This is a genomic window from Escherichia sp. E2748 (assembly GCF_005781125.1).
Classification (GTDB): Bacteria; Pseudomonadota; Gammaproteobacteria; order Enterobacterales; family Enterobacteriaceae; genus Escherichia.
The window spans coordinates 189683-209247 of the sequence record NZ_VATP01000003.1; the positions used below are offsets into that span (position 1 = coordinate 189683).

The following is a 19565-nucleotide window of genomic DNA, read 5'->3' on the forward strand; positions in this document are numbered from 1 at the left end:
CAACCCGAAAGGAATACGCAGACGTATTCCTTTTTTGTTGTAAGTGAGACCTTGCCGGAAGGCGAGGTCTATGCATAAAAAGCAGCGGCTGACGTCTTCCGACGTTGGCCGTTTTTTTATGTGTAAGGAACTTCTATGAATACTGTCGGCACGCCGTTGCTATGGGGCGGATTCGCTGTTGTTGTCGCCATTATGCTGGCTATCGACCTGTTACTGCAGGGGCGTCGTGGCGCGCATGCCATGACCATGAAACAGGCTGCGGCCTGGTCGCTGGTGTGGGTGACCCTTTCGTTACTGTTTAACGCCGCTTTCTGGTGGTATTTAGTCCAGACGCAGGGGCGCGAAGTCGCGGACCCGCAGGCACTGGCCTTCCTCACCGGTTATCTGATTGAGAAATCGCTGGCAGTCGATAACGTCTTTGTCTGGCTGATGTTGTTCAGCTATTTCTCTGTTCCGGCGGCATTACAACGCCGCGTGCTGGTATATGGCGTGCTCGGGGCGATTGTTCTGCGTACCATCATGATCTTCACCGGTAGTTGGCTGATTTCGCAGTTCGACTGGATCCTGTATATCTTCGGCGCCTTCCTGCTGTTTACCGGCGTGAAGATGGCGCTCGCCCATGAAGATGAATCAGGGATTGGCGACAAGCCGTTGGTGCGCTGGCTGCGTGGTCATTTGCGTATGACTGACACCATCGACAACGAGCATTTCTTTGTGCGTAAGAATGGCTTGTTGTATGCCACGCCGCTGATGCTGGTGCTGATTCTGGTGGAGTTGAGCGACGTGATTTTCGCCGTGGATAGCATTCCGGCTATCTTCGCCGTTACCACCGACCCGTTTATTGTGCTGACCTCAAACTTGTTTGCGATCCTCGGCCTGCGTGCGATGTATTTCCTGCTGGCGGGCGTAGCAGAGCGTTTCTCGATGCTCAAATATGGTCTGGCAGTGATTCTGGTGTTTATCGGTATCAAGATGCTGATTGTCGACTTCTACCATATTCCGATCGCCGTTTCGCTGGGCGTGGTGTTTGGCATTCTGGTGATGACGTTTATTATCAACGCGTGGGTGAATTATCGGCATGATAAGCAGCGGGGAGAATGATTCGCTGTATATTAAGCCATTACTGGAGATAACTCATTCCAGACAAAGATGAGCTACTAATTATGTAATCGGCTTATAGCTCTTTACAAAAAGACCGCACGGGTGCAGGGGGCGGCAGCGATTGGCCGCCCCCTGCGCGCTCCCCGCGCCAGTGACTTTATATGGCATTGCACATTAAAGGAGCGCAACCGTTCTCATATTCCAAATTGTTTTGCCCATATGTCATCTAATCAGGCCTTAGTAGCCAGTCCTTCCCTCTGCTTATGTCAAACAAATGTAACTATTAAGTTGCAAAATATGACCTCTCTTTAAAATCCAGCATTTTTCGCTTCCCGAAGCTGTAACTTTCCTTATACTCGACTTAGCAAACACTTTGTTACATCCTGAAAGATGCGTCGACAGAACGCACCAGGGATGTGCGACAACACAACGAAAGGATCGAAAAATGACTACGCAACGTTCACCGGGGCTATTCCGGCGTCTGGCTCATGGCAGCCTGGTAAAACAAATCCTGGTCGGCCTTGTTCTGGGGATTCTCCTGGCATGGATCTCAAAACCGGCCGCTGAAGCTGTCGGTCTGTTAGGCACTTTGTTCGTCGGAGCATTGAAAGCTGTAGCGCCAATTCTGGTGCTGATGCTGGTAATGGCTTCCATCGCTAACCACCAGCACGGGCAGAAAACCAATATCCGCCCTATTCTGTTCCTCTATCTGCTGGGTACTTTCTCTGCCGCGCTGGCTGCAGTTGTCTTCAGCTTCGCCTTCCCTTCGACCCTGCATTTGTCCAGTAGCGCGAGCGATATTTCCCCGCCGTCAGGCATTGTGGAAGTGATGCGAGGGCTGGTGTTGAGCATGGTTTCCAACCCCATCGACGCCCTGCTGAAAGGTAACTACATCGGGATTCTGGTGTGGGCCATTGGCCTTGGTTTCGCTCTGCGTCACGGTAACGAAACCACCAAAAACCTGGTCAACGATATGTCGAATGCCGTTACCTTTATGGTGAAACTGGTTATTCGTTTCGCACCAATCGGTATTTTTGGTCTGGTAGCTTCAACGCTGGCAACCACCGGTTTCTCCACCCTGTGGGGCTATGCGCAACTGCTGGTGGTGCTGGTTGGCTGTATGTTGCTGGTGGCGCTGGTGGTTAACCCGCTGCTGGTATGGTGGAAAATTCGTCGTAACCCATTCCCGCTGGTGCTGCTGTGCCTGCGCGAAAGCGGTGTATACGCCTTCTTCACCCGTAGCTCGGCGGCGAATATTCCGGTAAACATGGCGTTGTGTGAAAAGCTAAATCTGGACCGCGATACCTATTCCGTTTCTATTCCGCTAGGGGCGACGATCAATATGGCAGGCGCAGCCATTACCATTACCGTGTTGACGCTGGCTGCGGTCCATACGCTGGGTATTCCGGTGGATCTGCCCACGGCGCTGCTGTTGAGCGTAGTTGCATCACTTTGTGCCTGTGGTGCATCAGGCGTGGCAGGTGGTTCTCTGCTGCTGATCCCGCTGGCCTGTAATATGTTCGGTATTCCGAACGATATCGCCATGCAGGTGGTTGCCGTCGGCTTTATCATCGGCGTGTTGCAGGACTCCTGCGAAACCGCACTGAACTCTTCAACTGACGTGCTGTTCACCGCAGCGGCTTGCCAGGCGGAAGATGCACGTCTGGCAAATAGCGCCCTGCGAAACTAATGCTTAGCCCCTTTCGTCTACGGCGGAAGGGGTTTTCTCCACTTTAAACGGATCAATTCCCCTTCTCTGCATACGCCAGAAACGAATGATGTTCAGGCCATTCATTAGCAGAAAACTACCCTCAATCATCGTGCCACCAATCGACCCGGCCCAAATGTTGTGAGTTAACCAGCAACAAGTAGAAAACCACATCACGCAGCGCATGGTCAGTCCTTTAAAGCGAAATAGCGCCCAGGTACTGACAATCGTGCCAATGACTGGCAGCAGCTCCATCGGATGATGGAACTTCGCCAGACCAACTCCTCCCGTCAGCACGATGAAGATCGCCATTATCCATAAACTACGGGTACGCAGAGTAATTAACGTACGGATAGCATTGAGGATTGAGCTGGCCCCCGCCGGGAAGACGCCCATCAGAAAAAAATGTACGCCAATAAATACGCTATAAATGGAAAGCTGAATTTTGAAGCGACGTTCATCGCGGTTGAAGAATGTTGTAATACCAATCAGAAAGGCGATGACACCCACGCCCTGGGCCAGCCAATACGCGGTCATGATAAATCCTTAGCAGGTATGGAAAAGCAAACGGCGCTTCGAGTTAGAAACGCCGCTTCAGATTGCTGACAAAGTGCATCTCATTTCTTGCCGGATGCGGCGTAAACGCCTTATCCGGCCTACAAGATCGTGCAACTTTACTATATTGCGAAGCGCATCAGGCAATTATGCGTTTATCAACAATCTTAAACGACGCTTCATATTATGAAACGCCGTTTTTTATTCACAACTTATTTCGACTTTACAGCGTTACGCCGCTTTTAAAGATCGCCAGTTCGCGGAAGTCGTTACGCTCGTTGCAGGTTTGCTTACCGTTGGCAAACTCAACGATGGTATCGATAAATTCTTCCAGCAACTGCGGCATCGCTTTACCGTGGATCAGCTGACCCGCGTCAAAGTCGATCCAGTGTTTTTTCTTCGCTGCCAGTTCGCTGTTGGTAGCGATTTTCACCGTCGGTACAAATCCGCCGTACGGCGTGCCGCGACCGGTACTAAACAGCACCATGTGGCAGCCCGCACCCGCCAGGGCGCTGGTCGCTACGGCATCGTTACCCGGTGCACTTAACAGGTTCAGCCCTGGTGTTTTCAAACGTTCGCCGTAGCGCAGCACGTCTACCACCTGGCTGGAGCCCGCTTTCTGCGTACAGCCGAGTGATTTATCTTCCAGCGTGGTGATACCACCCGCTTTGTTCCCCGGCGATGGGTTTTCGTAGATCGGCTGGTCATGGGCAATAAAGTACTGTTTGAAGTCGTTGACCATGGTGACCAATTTTTCAAACGTCGCTTCGTCACGGCAATGGTCCATCAGTAACTGCTCTGCACCGAACATCTCCGGTACTTCGGTCAGCACGGTAGTACCGCCGTTAGCGATGACGTAATCAGAGAAACGCCCCAGCATTGGGTTAGCAGTAATACCGGAAAGGCCGTCAGAACCGCCGCACTCCAGACCAAACTTCAGTTCGCTGAGTTTACCCGGCTCGCGCTTGTCATTGCGCATGACGTTATACAGCTGATGCAAATGCTCGATCCCGGCTTCAATCTCATCATCCTGCTGTTGGCAGATCATGAAATGAACGCGTTCAGGATCGATATCGCCCAGCGTTTCACGGAAAGCATCAACCTGGTTGTTTTCACAGCCCAGACCAATGACCAACACGGCGCCTGCGTTCGGATGACGCACCATGTTTTGCAGCATGGTGCGGGTATTAATGTGATCGTCGCCCAGCTGCGAGCAGCCATAGGTGTGGCTGAAGAGGAACACACCGTCAGTACCTTCAGCGTTGTTCGTCTCTTTCAAAAAACGGTTCTGGATCTGTCGCGCGATGCCGTTAACGCAGCCCACGGTCGGCAGGATCCACAACTCGTTACGCACCCCGACATCACCGTTAGCGCGACGATAGATCTGCACTTCACGATCTGCCGCTTGCGCAGGCAGATCCTGAAAATCAGGTTGATAGCGATACTGATCCAGATCGCTCAGATTCGTGCGCGTATTGTGGGCGTGAACGTGTTCCCCCGCCGCAATATCCGCCAATGCATAACCAATCGGTAGGCCATATTTAATGACGTTGGCCCCTTTTTCGATATCTGTTAACGCAAATTTATGTCCACGAGCAACATCCTGGCGCAGCGTTACGGTCTGGTTATCGACACTGATTTCAGTGCCTTCCGCCAAATCCACTAACGCGACCGCGACGTTATCCAGCGCATGGATCTTGATGTATTGCATATCAACCCCAGACCTTAGTTCAGTTCAATGGCGAAGTAGTCACGCGCATTGTTAAAGCAAATATTTCTCACCATCTCGCCCAGCAGGTTGATGTCCGCCGGTGCTTCGCCCGCTTCCACCCAGCGGCCAATCATCTGGCACAGAATGCGGCGGAAGTATTCGTGACGGGTGTACGACAGGAAGCTACGGCTGTCAGTCAGCATCCCAACAAAACGGCTCAGCAGACCGAGCTGTGCCAGTTGGGTCATCTGACGTTCCATACCGTCTTTCTGATCGTTAAACCACCAGCCGGAACCGAACTGCATTTTGCCTGGCATACCTTCGCCCTGGAAGTTACCGATCATGGTACCCAGTACTTCGTTATCGCGCGGATTCAGGCAGTAGAGAATGGTTTTCGGCAGCAGGTTTTCTTCATTCTGTTTGCTCAGCAGCTTAGACAGTTCTTCCGCCATCGGACGGTCGTTGATGGAGTCAAAGCCGACATCCGGCCCCAGCAGTTTGAATTGACGCAGGTTGTTATTACGCAGCGCGCCAATGTGGTACTGCTGTACCCAGCCGCGACGTGCGTATTCGGCGCCCAGGAATACCAGCACCGCAGTTTTGAACTGTGCGACTTCATGCTCACTCAGGGTTTCGCCTGCCAGACGACGTGCCAGGATGCTATCCAGTTCCGCTTCGTTCGCTTCGGCAAACATCACCACGTCCAGCGCGTGGTCAGACACTTTACAGCCGTGAGCGGCAAAGTGATCCAGACGTTTGGTCAGAGCAGTTTGCAGATCAGCAAAGCGACGAATATCGGTATCGGAAACTTCACCCAGCTTCGCCATGTAGTCGTTAAAGGTCGCCTGTTCAATGTTGAAGGCTTTATCCGGACGCCAGCTCGGCAGCACTTTGATGTTGAAAGAGCCGTCTTTGGCGATCTCTGCGTGATGTTCCAGAGAGTCGATCGGGTCGTCGGTGGTGCCGACCATTTTCACGTTCATCTGCTGCATGATGCCGCGCGCGGAGAATTTGTCCTGCGCCAGCAGTTCGTTACATTCGTTCCAGATTTCATCTGCAGTAGACGGAGACAGCAGTTTGCCAGTGATGCCAAACGGACGACGCAGTTCGAGGTGCGTCCAGTGGTATAACGGGTTACCGATCGTGTGCGGAACGGTCGCCGCCCAGGCATCAAACTTCTCACGGTCAGATGCATCACCAGTACACAGGCGCTCAGCAACACCATTGGTACGCATTGCACGCCATTTGTAGTGGTCGCCTTTCAGCCAGATGTCATACAGATTCTTAAAGCGATAGTCTTCTGCGATTTGCTGCGGCGGTAAATGGCAGTGGTAGTCGAAAATCGGCTGGTCTTTTGCGTAGTCGTGATACAGACGGCGGGCAAATTCAGTATCTAACAGGAAATCTTCAGTCATAAACGGAGTCATTATCGTCTTCCTCTCAACGAGTGAGCTAGCTTGCTTAGGGTGCGATGCTGACAAAGTTATCACACCAATTTCCAGAGCCCGAAGATATTTTCGTGAGTTAGATCAATAAACGTAGTTAAAAAAATTACTCTCAAAGTGGTAAATCCCTCTGCAAGCCGCGCCAGTTCTGGCTTCGCTCTCATCCAGTAATGCCCCTACAAATATTCCCACATTTGTGATGGCTCTCACCTTTTAAAGTTGTATGACAAGTTATCTTTCTGCCGTCGCGAATCATAAGTCGACGGAATGCAAATTGCCGATTCATTCATTTTTTAGATGAATTGGGTTGACCGGTACGGAAGCCGAATTAGCACGAAACTTTCATGGCAGCGTTCGGGGTGTACCGGTTTTTTTTTCGGTCATCCGGTCGTAACTAACATCCTCTGCCCCAGGCAGGATGATGACCGCGCTTATTGCGGATATAACAAAACGATGAGGTTTTACATGCGTAAAATTAAAGGGTTACGTTGGTACATGATCGCATTGGTGACGCTCGGCACCGTGCTCGGTTACCTGACGCGTAACACTGTGGCGGCAGCTGCACCAACTCTGATGGAAGAGTTAAACATCTCCACCCAACAGTATTCCTACATCATCGCAGCCTATTCTGCTGCATATACGGTCATGCAACCTGTAGCGGGTTATGTACTGGATGTTCTGGGGACGAAAATCGGTTACGCAATGTTTGCCGTGCTGTGGGCGGTATTCTGTGGCGCAACCGCACTGGCTGGTAGCTGGGGCGGTCTGGCGATTGCCCGTGGTGCGGTAGGTGCGGCAGAAGCGGCGATGATCCCAGCAGGTCTGAAAGCCAGTTCTGAATGGTTCCCGGCGAAAGAACGCTCCATCGCAGTAGGTTACTTTAACGTTGGTTCCTCAATTGGTGCGATGATTGCGCCGCCGCTGGTGGTATGGGCAATCGTCATGCACAGCTGGCAGATGGCATTTATTATCTCCGGTGCGTTGAGCTTTATCTGGGCGATGGCATGGCTGATTTTCTATAAACATCCACGCGACCAGAAACATCTGACCGATGAAGAACGTGACTACATTATTAATGGTCAGGAAGCCCAGCACCAGGTTGGCGCGGCGAAGAAAATGTCCGTTGCTCAGATCCTGCGTAACCGTCAGTTCTGGGGTATCGCATTACCGCGCTTCCTGGCTGAACCGGCCTGGGGTACTTTCAACGCGTGGATCCCGCTGTTCATGTTTAAAGTTTACGGCTTTAACCTGAAAGAGATCGCAATGTTCGCCTGGATGCCAATGCTGTTTGCTGACCTTGGTTGTATCCTCGGTGGTTACCTGCCGCCACTGTTCCAGCGTTGGTTTGGTGTGAACCTGATTGTTTCCCGTAAGATGGTGGTAACACTGGGTGCGGTACTGATGATTGGCCCAGGTATGATCGGTCTGTTCACCAACCCGTATGTCGCGATTATGCTGCTGTGTATCGGTGGTTTTGCTCACCAGGCACTGTCTGGCGCGCTGATTACCCTCTCTTCTGACGTGTTTGGTCGTAACGAAGTGGCAACGGCAAACGGTCTGACTGGGATGTCTGCATGGCTGGCAAGTACGCTGTTTGCGCTGGTTGTAGGTGCACTGGCTGACACCATCGGCTTCAGCCCGCTGTTCGCAGTACTGGCGGTGTTCGACCTGTTAGGCGCGCTGGTTATCTGGACCGTGTTGCAGAACAAACCGGCAATTGAGGTAGCGCAGGAATCACATAACGACCCCGCACCGCAACATTAACGCTAAATGTAAGTTTTAGTTTCCCTTCAAAGCCGCCTTCTCAGGCGGCTTTTTCACCACTGCGAGTAGAGCTAAGCTCGCAAAAGTGGTATAACAAATATAGTCTGCCGTATCATGCCTGGAGCGCATATGGAAATCACTGAACCACGCCGTTTGTACCAACAGCTCGCCGCTGACCTGAAAGAACGCATCGAGCAGGGCGTCTATCTGGTGGGTGATAAACTGCCCGCCGAACGTTTTATTTCTGATGAAAAAAACGTCAGCCGCACCGTGGTTCGTGAAGCCATCATCATGCTTGAAGTCGAGGGCTATGTAGAAGTACGCAAAGGCTCGGGAATTCATGTGGTTTCCAACCAGCCTCGCCATCAGCAGGCGGCGGACGCGAATATGGAATTTGCCAATTACGGTCCGTTTGAACTGCTCCAGGCACGTCAACTTATCGAAAGCAATATTGCCGAGTTTGCTGCAACCCAGGTAACGAAACAGGACATCATGAAACTGATGGCCATCCAGGAGCAGGCGCGCGGCGAACAATGCTTCCGTGATTCCGAGTGGGATTTGCAGTTTCATATTCAGGTCGCATTAGCGACGCAGAACTCTGCACTGGCTGCCATCGTAGAGAAAATGTGGACCCAGCGTAGTCATAACCCGTACTGGAAAAAGCTGCACGAGCACATTGATTCCCGTACCGTCGATAACTGGTGTGATGACCACGATCAGATCCTCAAAGCGTTGATACGCAAAGATCCTCATGCCGCCAAACTTGCAATGTGGCAGCATCTGGAAAATACCAAAATTATGTTGTTTAACGAAACCAGTGACGATTTCGAGTTCAATGCCGACCGCTATTTGTTCGCCGAGAATCCAGTCGTTCATCTGGATACCGTGGCCAACAGCAACAAATAAACTCCCATTTCTGACAGGCGCAGCAACGCGCCTGTTCGCTTTATCAGTAAGCGAAAAGTATAAAGTGTCAGCCTGTGTAAATCCTCTCGCCACCCTCCTCTGCAATCAGCAAAATCAGACTCCACGGACATGTAATTTTGATAACGAACAACGTTGACCTTTGTTACAATTAGATTCAATTTGAATTTATGCTATTAAATGTTTTCTTATCTCACGTTTTAACAGGGAATAGTTCAGGCCGTATTGGTGTCTCGACCCGCAATATATACAACAACAGCAATAACCTGACGGGTGTGCATCATTTAAAACCGGCGTGGCGTTAACCGATTCACCAGGAATAATGAATGGAACTTTTGACCCAATTGCTGCAAGCCCTGTGGGCGCAGGATTTTGAAACCCTGGCCAATCCGTCGATGATTGGCATGTTGTATTTTGTCTTGTTTGTGATTTTGTTCCTCGAAAACGGCTTGCTTCCAGCGGCCTTTTTACCAGGCGACAGCTTGCTGGTGTTGGTCGGTGTATTGATTGCCAAAGGCGCAATGGGTTACCCGCAGACTATTATGCTGCTCACTGTTGCGGCCAGCCTCGGTTGCTGGGTCAGCTACATACAGGGGCGATGGCTGGGAAACACCCGTACCGTACAAAACTGGCTATCCCATTTACCTGCGCACTACCACCAACGCGCACACCATCTTTTTCATAAACACGGTTTATCTGCGCTGTTAATTGGTCGCTTTATCGCATTTGTCAGAACATTACTGCCGACCATTGCCGGACTGTCAGGGCTGAATAACGCCCGCTTTCAGTTCTTCAACTGGATGAGTGGCCTGCTGTGGGTGTTGATTCTGACAACCTTAGGTTACATGCTCGGCAAGACGCCGGTATTTTTGAAGTATGAGGACCAGCTGATGTCATGCCTGATGCTGCTCCCGGTGGTACTGCTGGTGTTCGGCCTGGCAGGTTCTCTGGTTGTGTTATGGAAAAAGAAATATGGAAATCGGGGGTAAAGGATGCAAATACCTCGCATGTCGCTTCGCCAGCTAGCCTGGTTCGGCGCTGCTATATTGCTGGCTGGCACGCTGCTGCTGGCCTGGTCTGCGGTTCGTCAACAAGAATCCACGCTGGCGATCCGCGCCATTCATCAAGGGACGACGATGCCGGACGGTTTTTCCATCTGGCATCACCTTGACGCTCATGGAATTCCTTTCAAAAGCATCACACCTAAGAATGACACTCTGTTGATTACGTTTGATTCCAGCGATCAAAGCGCCGCCGCCAAAGCGGTCCTCGATAGAACATTGCCTCATGGCTACATCATTGCGCAGCAGGACGATAATAATCAGGCCATGCAATGGCTGACCCGGCTGCGGGACAATTCTCATCGCTTCGGATAACTTCCTGTTATCCGAAACATATCACTCACTTTGGTGATTTCACCGTTACTGTCTATGATTAATAAGGCGGTGGTTAATACCACCGCCTCGTTGTCTGGACAATCGTTCCTCTGTAATGGGTCCGAGTCACAATGGAAGGTTCAAGAATGAAATACCGCATCGCTTTAGCTGTTTCTCTTTTTGCTCTTAGTGTCAGTAGTTATGCCACTACCCTTTGTCAGGAAAAGGAGCAAAATATCCTTAAGGAGATCAGCTATGCCGAAAAACATCAAAACCAGAATCGTATCAACGGCCTGAACAAAGCCCTTAGTGAAGTGCGGGCGAATTGTTCAGATAACCAGTTGCGTGCCGATCATCAAAAGAAAATCGCGAAGCAGAAAGATGAAGTGGCAGAACGCAAGCATGATTTAGCCGAGGCGAAACAAAAAGGCGATGCCGATAAGATTGCTAAACGCGAACGGAAACTGGCAGAAGCGCAGGAAGAGCTGAAAAAGCTGGAAGCGCGCGACTACTAATCCCCAATAGTTAATACTTACTCACCTGGAGAAAACTATGTCGAAAGAACACACTACGGAACACCTGCGTGCTGAGTTAAAATCCCTGTCCGATACGCTGGAAGAGGTGCTTAGCTCCTCTGGCGAAAAGTCAAAAGAAGAGCTGAGTAAGATTCGTAGCAAAGCGGAACAGGCACTGAAGCAGAGTCGCTATCGTCTGGGTGAAACCGGTGATGCGATTGCTAAACAAACCCGCGAAGCGGCGGCGCGTGCCGATGAGTATGTGCGTGAAAATCCGTGGGCGGGAGTTGGTATTGGCGCAGCCATCGGCGTGGTGCTGGGCGTTCTGCTGTCGCGTCGTTAATTATGGCGGACACTCATCACGCGCAAGGGCCCGGTAAAAGCGTTCTGGGAATCGGGCAGCGAATTGTCACCATCATGGTCGAAATGGTGGAGACGCGTCTGCGGCTGGCGGTGGTTGAGCTGGAAGAAGAAAAAGCCAATATCTTTCAGCTTTTACTGATGCTCGGCCTGACGATGCTTTTCGCTGCATTTGGTCTTATGAGCCTGATGGTGCTGATTATCTGGGCAGTTGATCCGCAATATCGCCTGAATGCAATGATTGCCACCACTGTGGTGTTGCTGCTTCTGGCACTCATCGGCGGTATCTGGACATTACGCAAGTCGCGCAAATCCACCTTGCTGCGCCATACGCGTCACGAACTGGCAAACGATCGACAACTTCTCGAGGAGGAATCCCGTGAGCGGTAAAGTCGAACGTGAACAACGTAAGGCACAGCTGCTTCGTCAGATCCAGCAGCAACGGTTGGATCTTTCCGCCAGTCGGCGTGACTGGCTGGAGGCGACAGGCGCCTACGATCGTCGTTGGAATATGCTGTTGAGCCTGCGTTCCTGGGCGCTGGTCGGCAGCAGCGTGATGGCTATCTGGACGATTCGCCATCCGAATATGCTGGTCCGCTGGGCCAGGCGCGGTTTTGGCGTCTGGAGTGCGTGGCGTCTGGTTAAAACCACCCTCAATCAGCAACAGCTTCGCGGTTAAATTCCTCTCTGGCCGGAACTATTCCGGCCTTATCCCTCAAATTTTTTGAAAATTTTTGACAGTTTTCCTTGCTAACAATCACCATTCACTACGTTTATGCTTCTCTCCATCGACAGCAATGACGCTAATACCGCGCCCTTGCACAAAAAAACAATCAGCAGCCTGAGTGGCGCAGTGGAGAGTATGATGAAAAAATTAGAAGATGTTGGTGTACTGGTAGCGCGTATTTTAATGCCGATTCTGTTCGTTACCGCAGGCTGGGGAAAAATTACTGGCTACGCTGGTACTCAACAATATATGGAAGCAATGGGCGTCCCGGGCTTTATGCTGCCGCTGGTGATCCTGCTTGAGTTCGGTGGCGGTTTGGCAATCCTGTTCGGTTTCCTGACTCGCACCACCGCGCTGTTTACCGCTGGCTTTACACTGTTGACGGCGTTTTTATTTCACAGCAACTTTGCTGAAGGCGTCAACTCGCTGATGTTCATGAAAAACCTGACAATTTCTGGCGGATTCCTGCTGCTGGCGATTACCGGACCGGGCGCGTATAGCATCGACCGTCTGCTGAATAAAAAGTGGTAAGCACGCGCTATACTTAACGATAAAAAACGAGGGGGAAACTCCTCGTTTCAGATTGTTGACAAAGTACGCGTTGTTCATGCCGGATGCGGCGTGAACGCTTTATCCGGCTTACAAAAACATGCAAATTCAATATATTGCAAGAACCTCGTAGGCCTGATAAGCATAGCGCATCAGGCAGTTTTGCGTTTGCCATCAGTCTCAAACGAGGAGAAACGCTCCTCGTTTTTGCTATTGGAGGAGAGAAAAATGGGTCAACTGATTGACGGCGTCTGGCATGACACCTGGTACGACACCAAATCCACTGGCGGTAAATTTCAACGTTCAGCTTCCGCATTTCGTAACTGGCTCACTGCCGATGGCGCACCAGGCCCCACTGGCAAAGGTGGATTTGCCGCAGAGAAAGATCGTTATCATCTCTATGTCTCACTCGCCTGCCCGTGGGCGCACCGCACGCTGATCATGCGTAAACTCAAAGGACTGGAACCGTTTATTTCCGTTTCCGTGGTGAATCCGCTGATGCTGGAAAACGGCTGGACCTTTGATGACAGTTTCCCGGGTGCAACCGGCGACACGCTCTATCAACATGAATTCCTGTACCAGCTTTATCTCCACGCTGATCCACACTACACCGGACGAGTTACTGTCCCCGTGCTGTGGGACAAAAAGAATCACACCATTGTCAGCAACGAATCAGCAGAAATCATCCGCATGTTCAATACCGCATTTGATGCGCTGGGCGCAAAAGCGGGCGATTATTACCCCCCGGCTCTGCAAACTAAAATTGACGAACTTAACGGCTGGATATACGACACCGTAAATAATGGCGTCTATAAAGCTGGTTTTGCCACCAGCCAGGAAGCCTACGACGAGGCGGTGGTGAAAGTGTTTGAATCACTGGCGCGTCTGGAACAGATATTAGGGCAGCATCGCTTCCTGACGGGTAACCAGTTAACCGAAGCCGATATTCGCCTGTGGACCACGCTGGTTCGTTTTGATCCGGTGTATGTCACCCACTTCAAGTGCGATAAGCACCGTATCAGCGATTACCTGAATTTGTATGGCTTCCTGCGCGATATCTATCAGATGCCGGGAATAGCTGAAACCGTCAATTTCGACCATATCCGTAATCACTACTTCCGCAGCCATAAGACCATCAACCCAACAGGAATTATTTCGATTGGCCCGTGGCAGGATCTCGATGAACCGCACGGGCGGGATGTTCGCTTCGGTTAAACAAAGGCACCCTTCGTGGTGCCTCTGGTTGTTGGCTAAGTGCGTGTTGTTCATGTCGGATGTGGCGGGAACGCCTTATCTGACCTACAAAACATTGTACATTCAATATATTGTAGAACCCGCCCAGGCCAGATAAGCGTAGCGCATCTGGCGATTTTACGCTTGCCCTTATCCTTCACAGCGCCTTATTAATTCATCGAGATAATATTTACTGCAAATTCATTCATGTCTATTCTTAATTTGCTGCTTTAAAAACAAGTGATTGAGCAAAATTGAGGCAAAAATGGACTGGTATCTGAAAGTACTAAAAAATTATGTCGGTTTCCGGGGACGTGCACGGCGCAAAGAGTACTGGATGTTTATTCTAGTCAACATCATCTTTACGCTCGTGCTGGGGCTGCTGGATAAAATGCTGGGCTGGCAACGTGCCGGTGGCGAAGGCATCCTGACGACTATCTACGGCATTCTGGTATTTTTGCCGTGGTGGGCTGTACAGTTCCGTCGCCTGCATGACACCGACCGTTCAGCATGGTGGGTGCTACTGTTCTTAATTCCGTTTATCGGTTGGCTGATTATCATCATCTTTAACTGCCAGCCGGGGACACCAGGCGAAAACCGGTTTGGACCTGATCCAAAACTGGAACAGGAATAATAATTAAGCACCTTGTGAAAGGTGCTTTATAGATTATTTTCCAGCGAACAACTTTGGAATTTCCCGCAGACACCAGGATTTTGCTTCTCCCATACTGTCGCGACGCCAGGCCATAATAATATCGATTTCGCTGGTCGATTCCGGACTAACTACACGCAACCGTCCTTCAGCGATATCTTTTTCTACCATCGGGTACGGCATCGTTGCGACGCCAAGCCCTGCCAGCAATGCCTGACGTTTATCTTCAATGGTGCTGACCGTCAGGCGAGGTTGTTTATCCAGTAACTGTACGGTCAATACCGGGCGTTCACGAGCAGTATCTGCCACTGCAATTCCGCGATATTTCACGCGCGTAACTTCAGAAAGCGGTTCCGGCTCCTGATGAATCGGGTGATCAGGCGCTGCCACGTAGACGTTCATCAAGGTGTAAAGCTTACGAGAGTTGATCTCCGACGAGGAACGAAAATGCATATCCGGCGCGATAACAATATCTGCCCGCCCCTGTTCCAGCCGCTCCCACGCCCCCGCCAGCACTTCGGTGATGATTGCCAGTTGGGTATTGGCTTTAGCCGCCAGTTTGTCGATCAACGGGAAAAAGGCAGGTGTGGGCACCAGCGCCTCGGTCACAATGGTGAGATGCGTTTCCCAACCACGCGCGAGGGCTTCGGCATCGGTGGTCAGTTTATCTGCGGCTTCCAGCAGAACACGTCCTCGCTCCAACAACATCCGCCCGACATTGGTGAATTTGGTGCGATGGCCCGAGCGGTCAAACAGCACCACATCGAGCTCTTCTTCCAGTTTTTGCATGGTGTAGCTAAGCGCGGAAGGCACGCGTCCCAGCTCATCGGCCGCCGCCGCAAAACTACCACGGCGATCGATCGCATCCATAACCCTTAGTGCTTCCAGCGTTAATGCCCTTTCTTTGGCCATTTCGTTCTCATTCAGGAAATTTGAACATACCGGGCAGAATATCTGGCTAACAATGTAGCGTCCAGCCCCTTACCATAAAAGGAAGTAAAGAGAGGTCAAGAATTATGATTACTACCCGAACTGCCAGGCAGTGTGGACAAGCAGACTACGGATGGTTGCAGGCCCGGTATACTTTTTCCTTTGGACACTACTTCGACCCTAAATTGTTAGGCTATGCCTCCCTGCGCGTGCTTAACCAGGAAGTGTTGGCCCCAGGAGCCGCCTTCCAGCCACGTACCTACCCAAAAGTTGATATTTTGAATGTGATTCTCGACGGAGAAGCAGAGTATCGGGACAGCGAAGGTAATCATGTTCAGGCCCACGCCGGTGAAGCCTTATTGCTTTCTACTCAGCCGGGCGTGAGTTATAGCGAACATAATATCAGCAAGGACAAACCGTTAACGCGAATGCAGCTCTGGCTGGATGCCTGCCCGCAACGGGAGAATCCGCTGATTCAAAAACTGGCGCTGAATATGGACAAGCAGCAATTAATCGCCTCGCCAGATGGCGCGAAAGGTAGCCTGCAACTGCGCCAGCAGGTGTGGCTGCATCATATTGTGCTCGCCGAGGGAGAAAGCGCGAACTTTCAACTGCACGGTCCGCGTGCTTATTTGCAATCGATCCACGGTCAATTTCATGCGATTACGCATCACGAAGAGAAAGCTGCGCTGACCTGCGGTGATGGCGCATTTATTCGTGACGAGGCTAACATTACACTCGTTGCTGATTCCCCGCTGCGTGCTTTGCTGATAGATTTACCTGTCTAGTTTTTTTACAGGGAGAAGATGATGAGTAAAAAATCGGCGAAGAAACGTCAGCCAGTAAAGTCCGTTGCAGCGAAAGAAACCACCCGCGCTACCAAAAGTTTTGGCTATGAAGAGATGTTGAGTGAGTTGGAGGCGATAGTAGCCGACGCCGAAATACGGTTAGCCGAGGATGAAGCTACCGCATAAAAACAGATTGCCGGATGCGGCGTAAACGCCTTATCCGGCCTACAAAACCAACAAATTGCACAATCCGTAGGTCGGATAAGATGCGCCAGCATCGCATCCGGCATCAGGTACCAGGTATGACCTCCGAAATCCGGTGCTTACCTGGCCTTACTGGCCATAATCTCGATAATCTGCCGATCCGTTTGCTGCATTGAATGGCTTGCCAGCGCACACAGGTTGGCGATTGACTGCTCAACATCATGCGCCACAATCCCTTCATTGCCAGTCACGGCGGTATCATCCAGCGCCATTAACACCGCTTTCCACGCCGCCGACGCACTGGTCGAAACCTTCATCGCGCAACTGTTCGACGCGCCATCGCAAATCATACCGCTAACATCACCGATCATGCTGCTGATCGCCATCGAGATGGTTTCATAACGCCCATCCACCAGCCATGCCATCCCGGCGGCGGCGCCCATTGCGGCGGTCGTTGCGGCACACAGCGCAGACAAACGCGGTAACTGGTTATGGATATAAATCGCGCTCAAATGCGAAAGCATCAGCGCGCGCGCCAGCCGTTCATCATCTGCCCCGAAGTGTTCCGCGACCACCACCACGGGCATTGTCGCGGTGATCCCCTGGTTGCCAGAACCGGAGTTACTCATTGCCGGAAGCGTTGCGCCACCCATACGCGCATCGGATGCCGCGCTGGTACGAATCACAATTGACGAGGAGAGATCTTTCGCCAGCAAACCGCGTGCACACTGTTTTTCCAGCGTCGCGCCAATATGCAGCCCCCAGTTCCCACTCAAACCTTCCTGTGATAACGCGCAGTTTAACTTCGCAGAATCGAGAATAAAGCGGATAGCCTCAAACGGCACTTCATTGACGAACTTCAGGATCTCGGCCAGCGTCGTTCTGGAGAGCACCGCCAGCGGCGACTCTTGCTCGCCCTCTGCCACACACGCCTGCTGGGTAAAAACCACGCCATTGTGCGTCTCGATATGCACAATGTTGGTATGTCCGCCGACGATGGTGACACAAGCCCACTGCTCGCCGTTCCAGACTTTGGCGCGTGAGAAGAGGATTTCATCGCAAGGTTCCTGGATCTTGACCGAGACTTTCCCCGCCGCCAGCAACGCCTTGGCATCGGCAATTGCCTGCGCCGTTGCGTCTTTCAGCACTTCCAGCCCGGCGTTGGCATTTCCACCTAACGCCCCCAGCGCCGCGGCAATCGGCAGCCCCACCATTCCCGTACCGGGAACGGTGACGCCCAGACCGTTCTTCATCAGATTTGGCGAAACCCAGGCTTCTACACGTTCAACCGGACCTTCCAGTTCTGCCGCAGCAACCGCCGCCGCCAGCGCCAGTGAGATCGGTTCAGTACATCCCAGCGCCGGTTTTACTTCCTCCTGAACTGCAAGGATGTAACGCTGCCATAACGGATTTAGAGTCGAATCAAACATAATAAAAACCTTAAAATTTCAGGTAAATCATGAAAATGCCAGGAACGGAGAAACGCAAAGCAACAAACCGGTGACGATAATCAGGTACAGAGAGGCACCTTTGTATTTGTGCAATGCCGGTACTTTGTAAACCAACCACGCCGGGATCAGGCACCCTACCATGCCGAAAATCGGGCTACAGATAGAGGTAAAGCTCAACACTGGCGCATTCAGTACGATGGCGCTCCAGGCCAGTAAAATGGCGAAAATCATGATGCCGCGCTGAACGAGATTTTCGTTAATCTTCTCAGCTGGCATCTTGCGGCGCAGGATGTTCATTACGATCCCTTGCGTTGCTTCGCGAAAGCCTAAATAGACGCCAAAGAACGCTGTCATTACGGCAAAGATATTGAGGATGACGCTGACCACTTTCACCCATGCTGCACCGTCGCCGCTAATAAACTGTGCGGCAATCGCCAGCGCGGAAATATTCTGCTCGTAGGCTTTTACTGCCTCGTCATGTCCCATCGCCAGAGTGAACGACACTGCGTAGAAAAAGACGGTGACAAACAGGATCCCAAACGCAATGTTCATCGCCCGCAACGCTTTGTGTCGTGCTACTTCGATCGATTTTTCTCGCGAGCGATAGGAAATCACCATCGGGCTTAACGTCTGAATAAACAGAATCGAGGTTAAGGTAAACGGCAGTGTGATAATGGCGTTTTTCACCAGCAGCCCCAGCGGCGGCAGCGAACCTACGTTATACAGATGCCACATCCCGACCATCGATACACCCAGCGCCGCCACCACCAGCAGTTTGGTCAGCACCATGCCGGTCGAAATTTTGAATAACAGTTTCTCGCCGCGTGAAGAGATCGCTACCAGAATACAAATCAGTACCAGGCCATAAAACGGACTGTCAGACAGCAATCCTTCCGTCACGCCGAAAGTATGCAGATAGGAGGCGCTATCGTTAGTGATGGCGGTGGAGTAAACAAACATCCAAATAACCAGCATCACAAAGTAAAGTGCACCTAACAAAATGCCCCAGTTTTTACCCAAATAACCACTAATGACACTCGGGTAATCTTTACACTCTGGAGATTCCGCCAGCGTATTAATAAACAATCGCTGAAATAGATACATTGCCGGGTAGCCAATCACTGATGAGAGCAAAAATACCCACAATCCCATCAATCCGACCTGCACCGGGAGAAAAACTATCCCCGCGCCAATCGCCATCCCAATACTCATAATCACCCAACCGGTGTCGGTACTGTCGAATTTGATAGCTTCACGCCATTCACTTTCACTCATTCCAGCACGACCCGCCGGGGTCGAAGCGTCTGCAATGACGCCTTTATTCGTTGCAATTTCCATAAGTTCTCGCTCAATATTTTGTAGGGCTTATTATTTTTTTCGAGCCGCATCAAGGCGATACGCGGTCTACGTTTTTTTGCAGGCGAGTTATTAGAATGAAGAAATGATACGCGTGAGGTCAGAGAAAATCTTCACAATCAAGACTTTGAAATAGCAATTATGGATAATAATTTTCTATCAAATCAATCTTAGAGAAATAGTTATTCTCTATTTGCGGCAGATCACAATAAAAAA

The 19565-nt window shown here is 51.2% G+C and carries 21 protein-coding genes; 15 read left to right on the forward strand and 6 right to left on the reverse strand.

Annotation, left to right across the window (positions count from 1 at the left end; all coding sequences use genetic code 11):
• Positions 1 to 135 precede the first annotated feature (135 nt).
• Positions 136 to 1101 carry a TerC family membrane protein Alx gene (alx, locus tag FEK42_RS06585; protein ID WP_001098819.1) on the forward strand — a complete coding sequence of 322 codons (966 nt, stop codon included), beginning with the start codon at positions 136 to 138 and terminating at the stop codon, positions 1099 to 1101.
• 445 nt (positions 1102 to 1546) lie between these two features.
• Positions 1547 to 2791, forward strand: a complete 1245-nt coding sequence (gene sstT / locus FEK42_RS06590; RefSeq protein WP_135410483.1) for a serine/threonine transporter SstT — start codon at positions 1547 to 1549, stop codon at positions 2789 to 2791.
• 3 nt (positions 2792 to 2794) lie between these two features.
• On the opposite strand, the gene FEK42_RS06595 is transcribed toward sstT, so the two are convergent.
• The 3 genes from FEK42_RS06595 to uxaC all read right to left on the reverse strand — a co-directional run bounded on the left by FEK42_RS06595 (position 2795) and on the right by uxaC (position 6502).
• Entirely contained in the window at positions 2795 to 3346 is a 552-nt protein-coding gene (locus FEK42_RS06595; protein ID WP_131160926.1) for a YgjV family protein, read from the reverse strand.
• Between the two features lie 241 nt (positions 3347 to 3587).
• Positions 3588 to 5075, reverse strand: a complete 1488-nt coding sequence (gene uxaA / locus FEK42_RS06600) for an altronate dehydratase (protein ID WP_130210396.1) — start codon at positions 5073 to 5075, stop codon at positions 3588 to 3590.
• Positions 5076 to 5089: 14 nt separating this feature from the next.
• A complete protein-coding gene (uxaC, locus tag FEK42_RS06605) occupies positions 5090 to 6502 on the reverse strand; it encodes a glucuronate isomerase (RefSeq protein ID WP_130210394.1) in 1413 nt (470 codons plus the stop codon).
• Between the two features lie 483 nt (positions 6503 to 6985).
• Between uxaC and exuT the strand changes: the two genes are divergently transcribed.
• The 11 genes from exuT to FEK42_RS06660 all read left to right on the forward strand — a co-directional run bounded on the left by exuT (position 6986) and on the right by FEK42_RS06660 (position 14602).
• Positions 6986 to 8284 carry a hexuronate transporter ExuT gene (exuT, locus tag FEK42_RS06610; RefSeq protein ID WP_130210392.1) on the forward strand — a complete coding sequence of 433 codons (1299 nt, stop codon included), beginning with the start codon at positions 6986 to 6988 and terminating at the stop codon, positions 8282 to 8284.
• A gap of 129 nt (positions 8285 to 8413) precedes the next feature.
• Positions 8414 to 9190, forward strand: a complete 777-nt coding sequence (gene exuR, locus FEK42_RS06615) for a transcriptional regulator ExuR (RefSeq protein ID WP_138211772.1) — start codon at positions 8414 to 8416, stop codon at positions 9188 to 9190.
• A 344-nt stretch (positions 9191 to 9534) separates the two neighbouring features.
• Positions 9535 to 10197 (forward strand): DedA family general envelope maintenance protein YqjA, encoded by a 663-nt coding sequence (yqjA, locus tag FEK42_RS06620; RefSeq protein ID WP_064529586.1) that lies wholly within the window; start codon positions 9535 to 9537, stop codon positions 10195 to 10197.
• A gap of 3 nt (positions 10198 to 10200) precedes the next feature.
• Positions 10201 to 10584 (forward strand): EnvZ/OmpR regulon moderator MzrA, encoded by a 384-nt coding sequence (gene mzrA / locus FEK42_RS06625; protein ID WP_130210390.1) that lies wholly within the window; start codon positions 10201 to 10203, stop codon positions 10582 to 10584.
• Positions 10585 to 10730: 146 nt separating this feature from the next.
• Positions 10731 to 11099 carry a DUF1090 family protein YqjC gene (gene yqjC / locus FEK42_RS06630; protein WP_130210388.1) on the forward strand — a complete coding sequence of 123 codons (369 nt, stop codon included), beginning with the start codon at positions 10731 to 10733 and terminating at the stop codon, positions 11097 to 11099.
• A 37-nt stretch (positions 11100 to 11136) separates the two neighbouring features.
• On the forward strand, positions 11137 to 11442 hold the full coding sequence (locus FEK42_RS06635) for a YqjD family protein (RefSeq protein ID WP_130210386.1): 306 nt from the start codon (positions 11137 to 11139) through the stop codon (positions 11440 to 11442).
• A 2-nt stretch (positions 11443 to 11444) separates the two neighbouring features.
• The gene (locus FEK42_RS06640; RefSeq protein WP_130210384.1) at positions 11445 to 11849 is read left to right on the forward strand and encodes a phage holin family protein; all 405 of its coding nucleotides are present in this window, start codon (positions 11445 to 11447) and stop codon (positions 11847 to 11849) included.
• Entirely contained in the window at positions 11839 to 12138 is a 300-nt protein-coding gene (locus tag FEK42_RS06645) for a YqjK-like family protein (protein WP_130210382.1), read from the forward strand. The genes FEK42_RS06640 and FEK42_RS06645 overlap by 11 nt, the downstream gene beginning before the upstream one ends.
• Positions 12139 to 12324: 186 nt before the next feature.
• Complete coding sequence (locus tag FEK42_RS06650; RefSeq protein ID WP_135488730.1) at positions 12325 to 12717, forward strand: DoxX family protein; 393 nt, start codon at positions 12325 to 12327, stop codon at positions 12715 to 12717.
• 246 nt (positions 12718 to 12963) lie between these two features.
• Positions 12964 to 13950: a glutathionyl-hydroquinone reductase YqjG gene (gene yqjG / locus FEK42_RS06655; protein ID WP_135410484.1), complete on the forward strand. Its 987-nt coding sequence runs from the start codon at positions 12964 to 12966 to the stop codon at positions 13948 to 13950.
• A 283-nt stretch (positions 13951 to 14233) separates the two neighbouring features.
• On the forward strand, positions 14234 to 14602 hold the full coding sequence (locus FEK42_RS06660; RefSeq protein ID WP_130218283.1) for a DUF805 domain-containing protein: 369 nt from the start codon (positions 14234 to 14236) through the stop codon (positions 14600 to 14602).
• A gap of 33 nt (positions 14603 to 14635) precedes the next feature.
• Here FEK42_RS06660 and yhaJ read toward each other — a convergent pair whose 3' ends face one another.
• Positions 14636 to 15532: a DNA-binding transcriptional regulator YhaJ gene (gene yhaJ / locus FEK42_RS06665; protein WP_001041008.1), complete on the reverse strand. Its 897-nt coding sequence runs from the start codon at positions 15530 to 15532 to the stop codon at positions 14636 to 14638.
• A 104-nt stretch (positions 15533 to 15636) separates the two neighbouring features.
• On the opposite strand from yhaJ, the gene FEK42_RS06670 reads away from it, so the two are divergent.
• A complete protein-coding gene (locus tag FEK42_RS06670; RefSeq protein WP_130210374.1) occupies positions 15637 to 16338 on the forward strand; it encodes a pirin family protein in 702 nt (233 codons plus the stop codon).
• A gap of 21 nt (positions 16339 to 16359) precedes the next feature.
• Positions 16360 to 16524, forward strand: coding sequence for a protein YhaL (gene yhaL / locus FEK42_RS06675; RefSeq protein ID WP_130210466.1), 165 nt, complete (start codon positions 16360 to 16362; stop codon positions 16522 to 16524).
• 137 nt (positions 16525 to 16661) lie between these two features.
• On the opposite strand, the gene cyuA is transcribed toward yhaL, so the two are convergent.
• On the reverse strand, positions 16662 to 17972 hold the full coding sequence (gene cyuA, locus FEK42_RS06680) for a cysteine desulfidase (protein ID WP_130210816.1): 1311 nt from the start codon (positions 17970 to 17972) through the stop codon (positions 16662 to 16664).
• Positions 17973 to 17999: 27 nt separating this feature from the next.
• Positions 18000 to 19331 carry an amino acid permease gene (locus FEK42_RS06685; RefSeq protein ID WP_130210814.1) on the reverse strand — a complete coding sequence of 444 codons (1332 nt, stop codon included), beginning with the start codon at positions 19329 to 19331 and terminating at the stop codon, positions 18000 to 18002.
• Between the last annotated feature and the right edge of the window lie 234 nt (positions 19332 to 19565).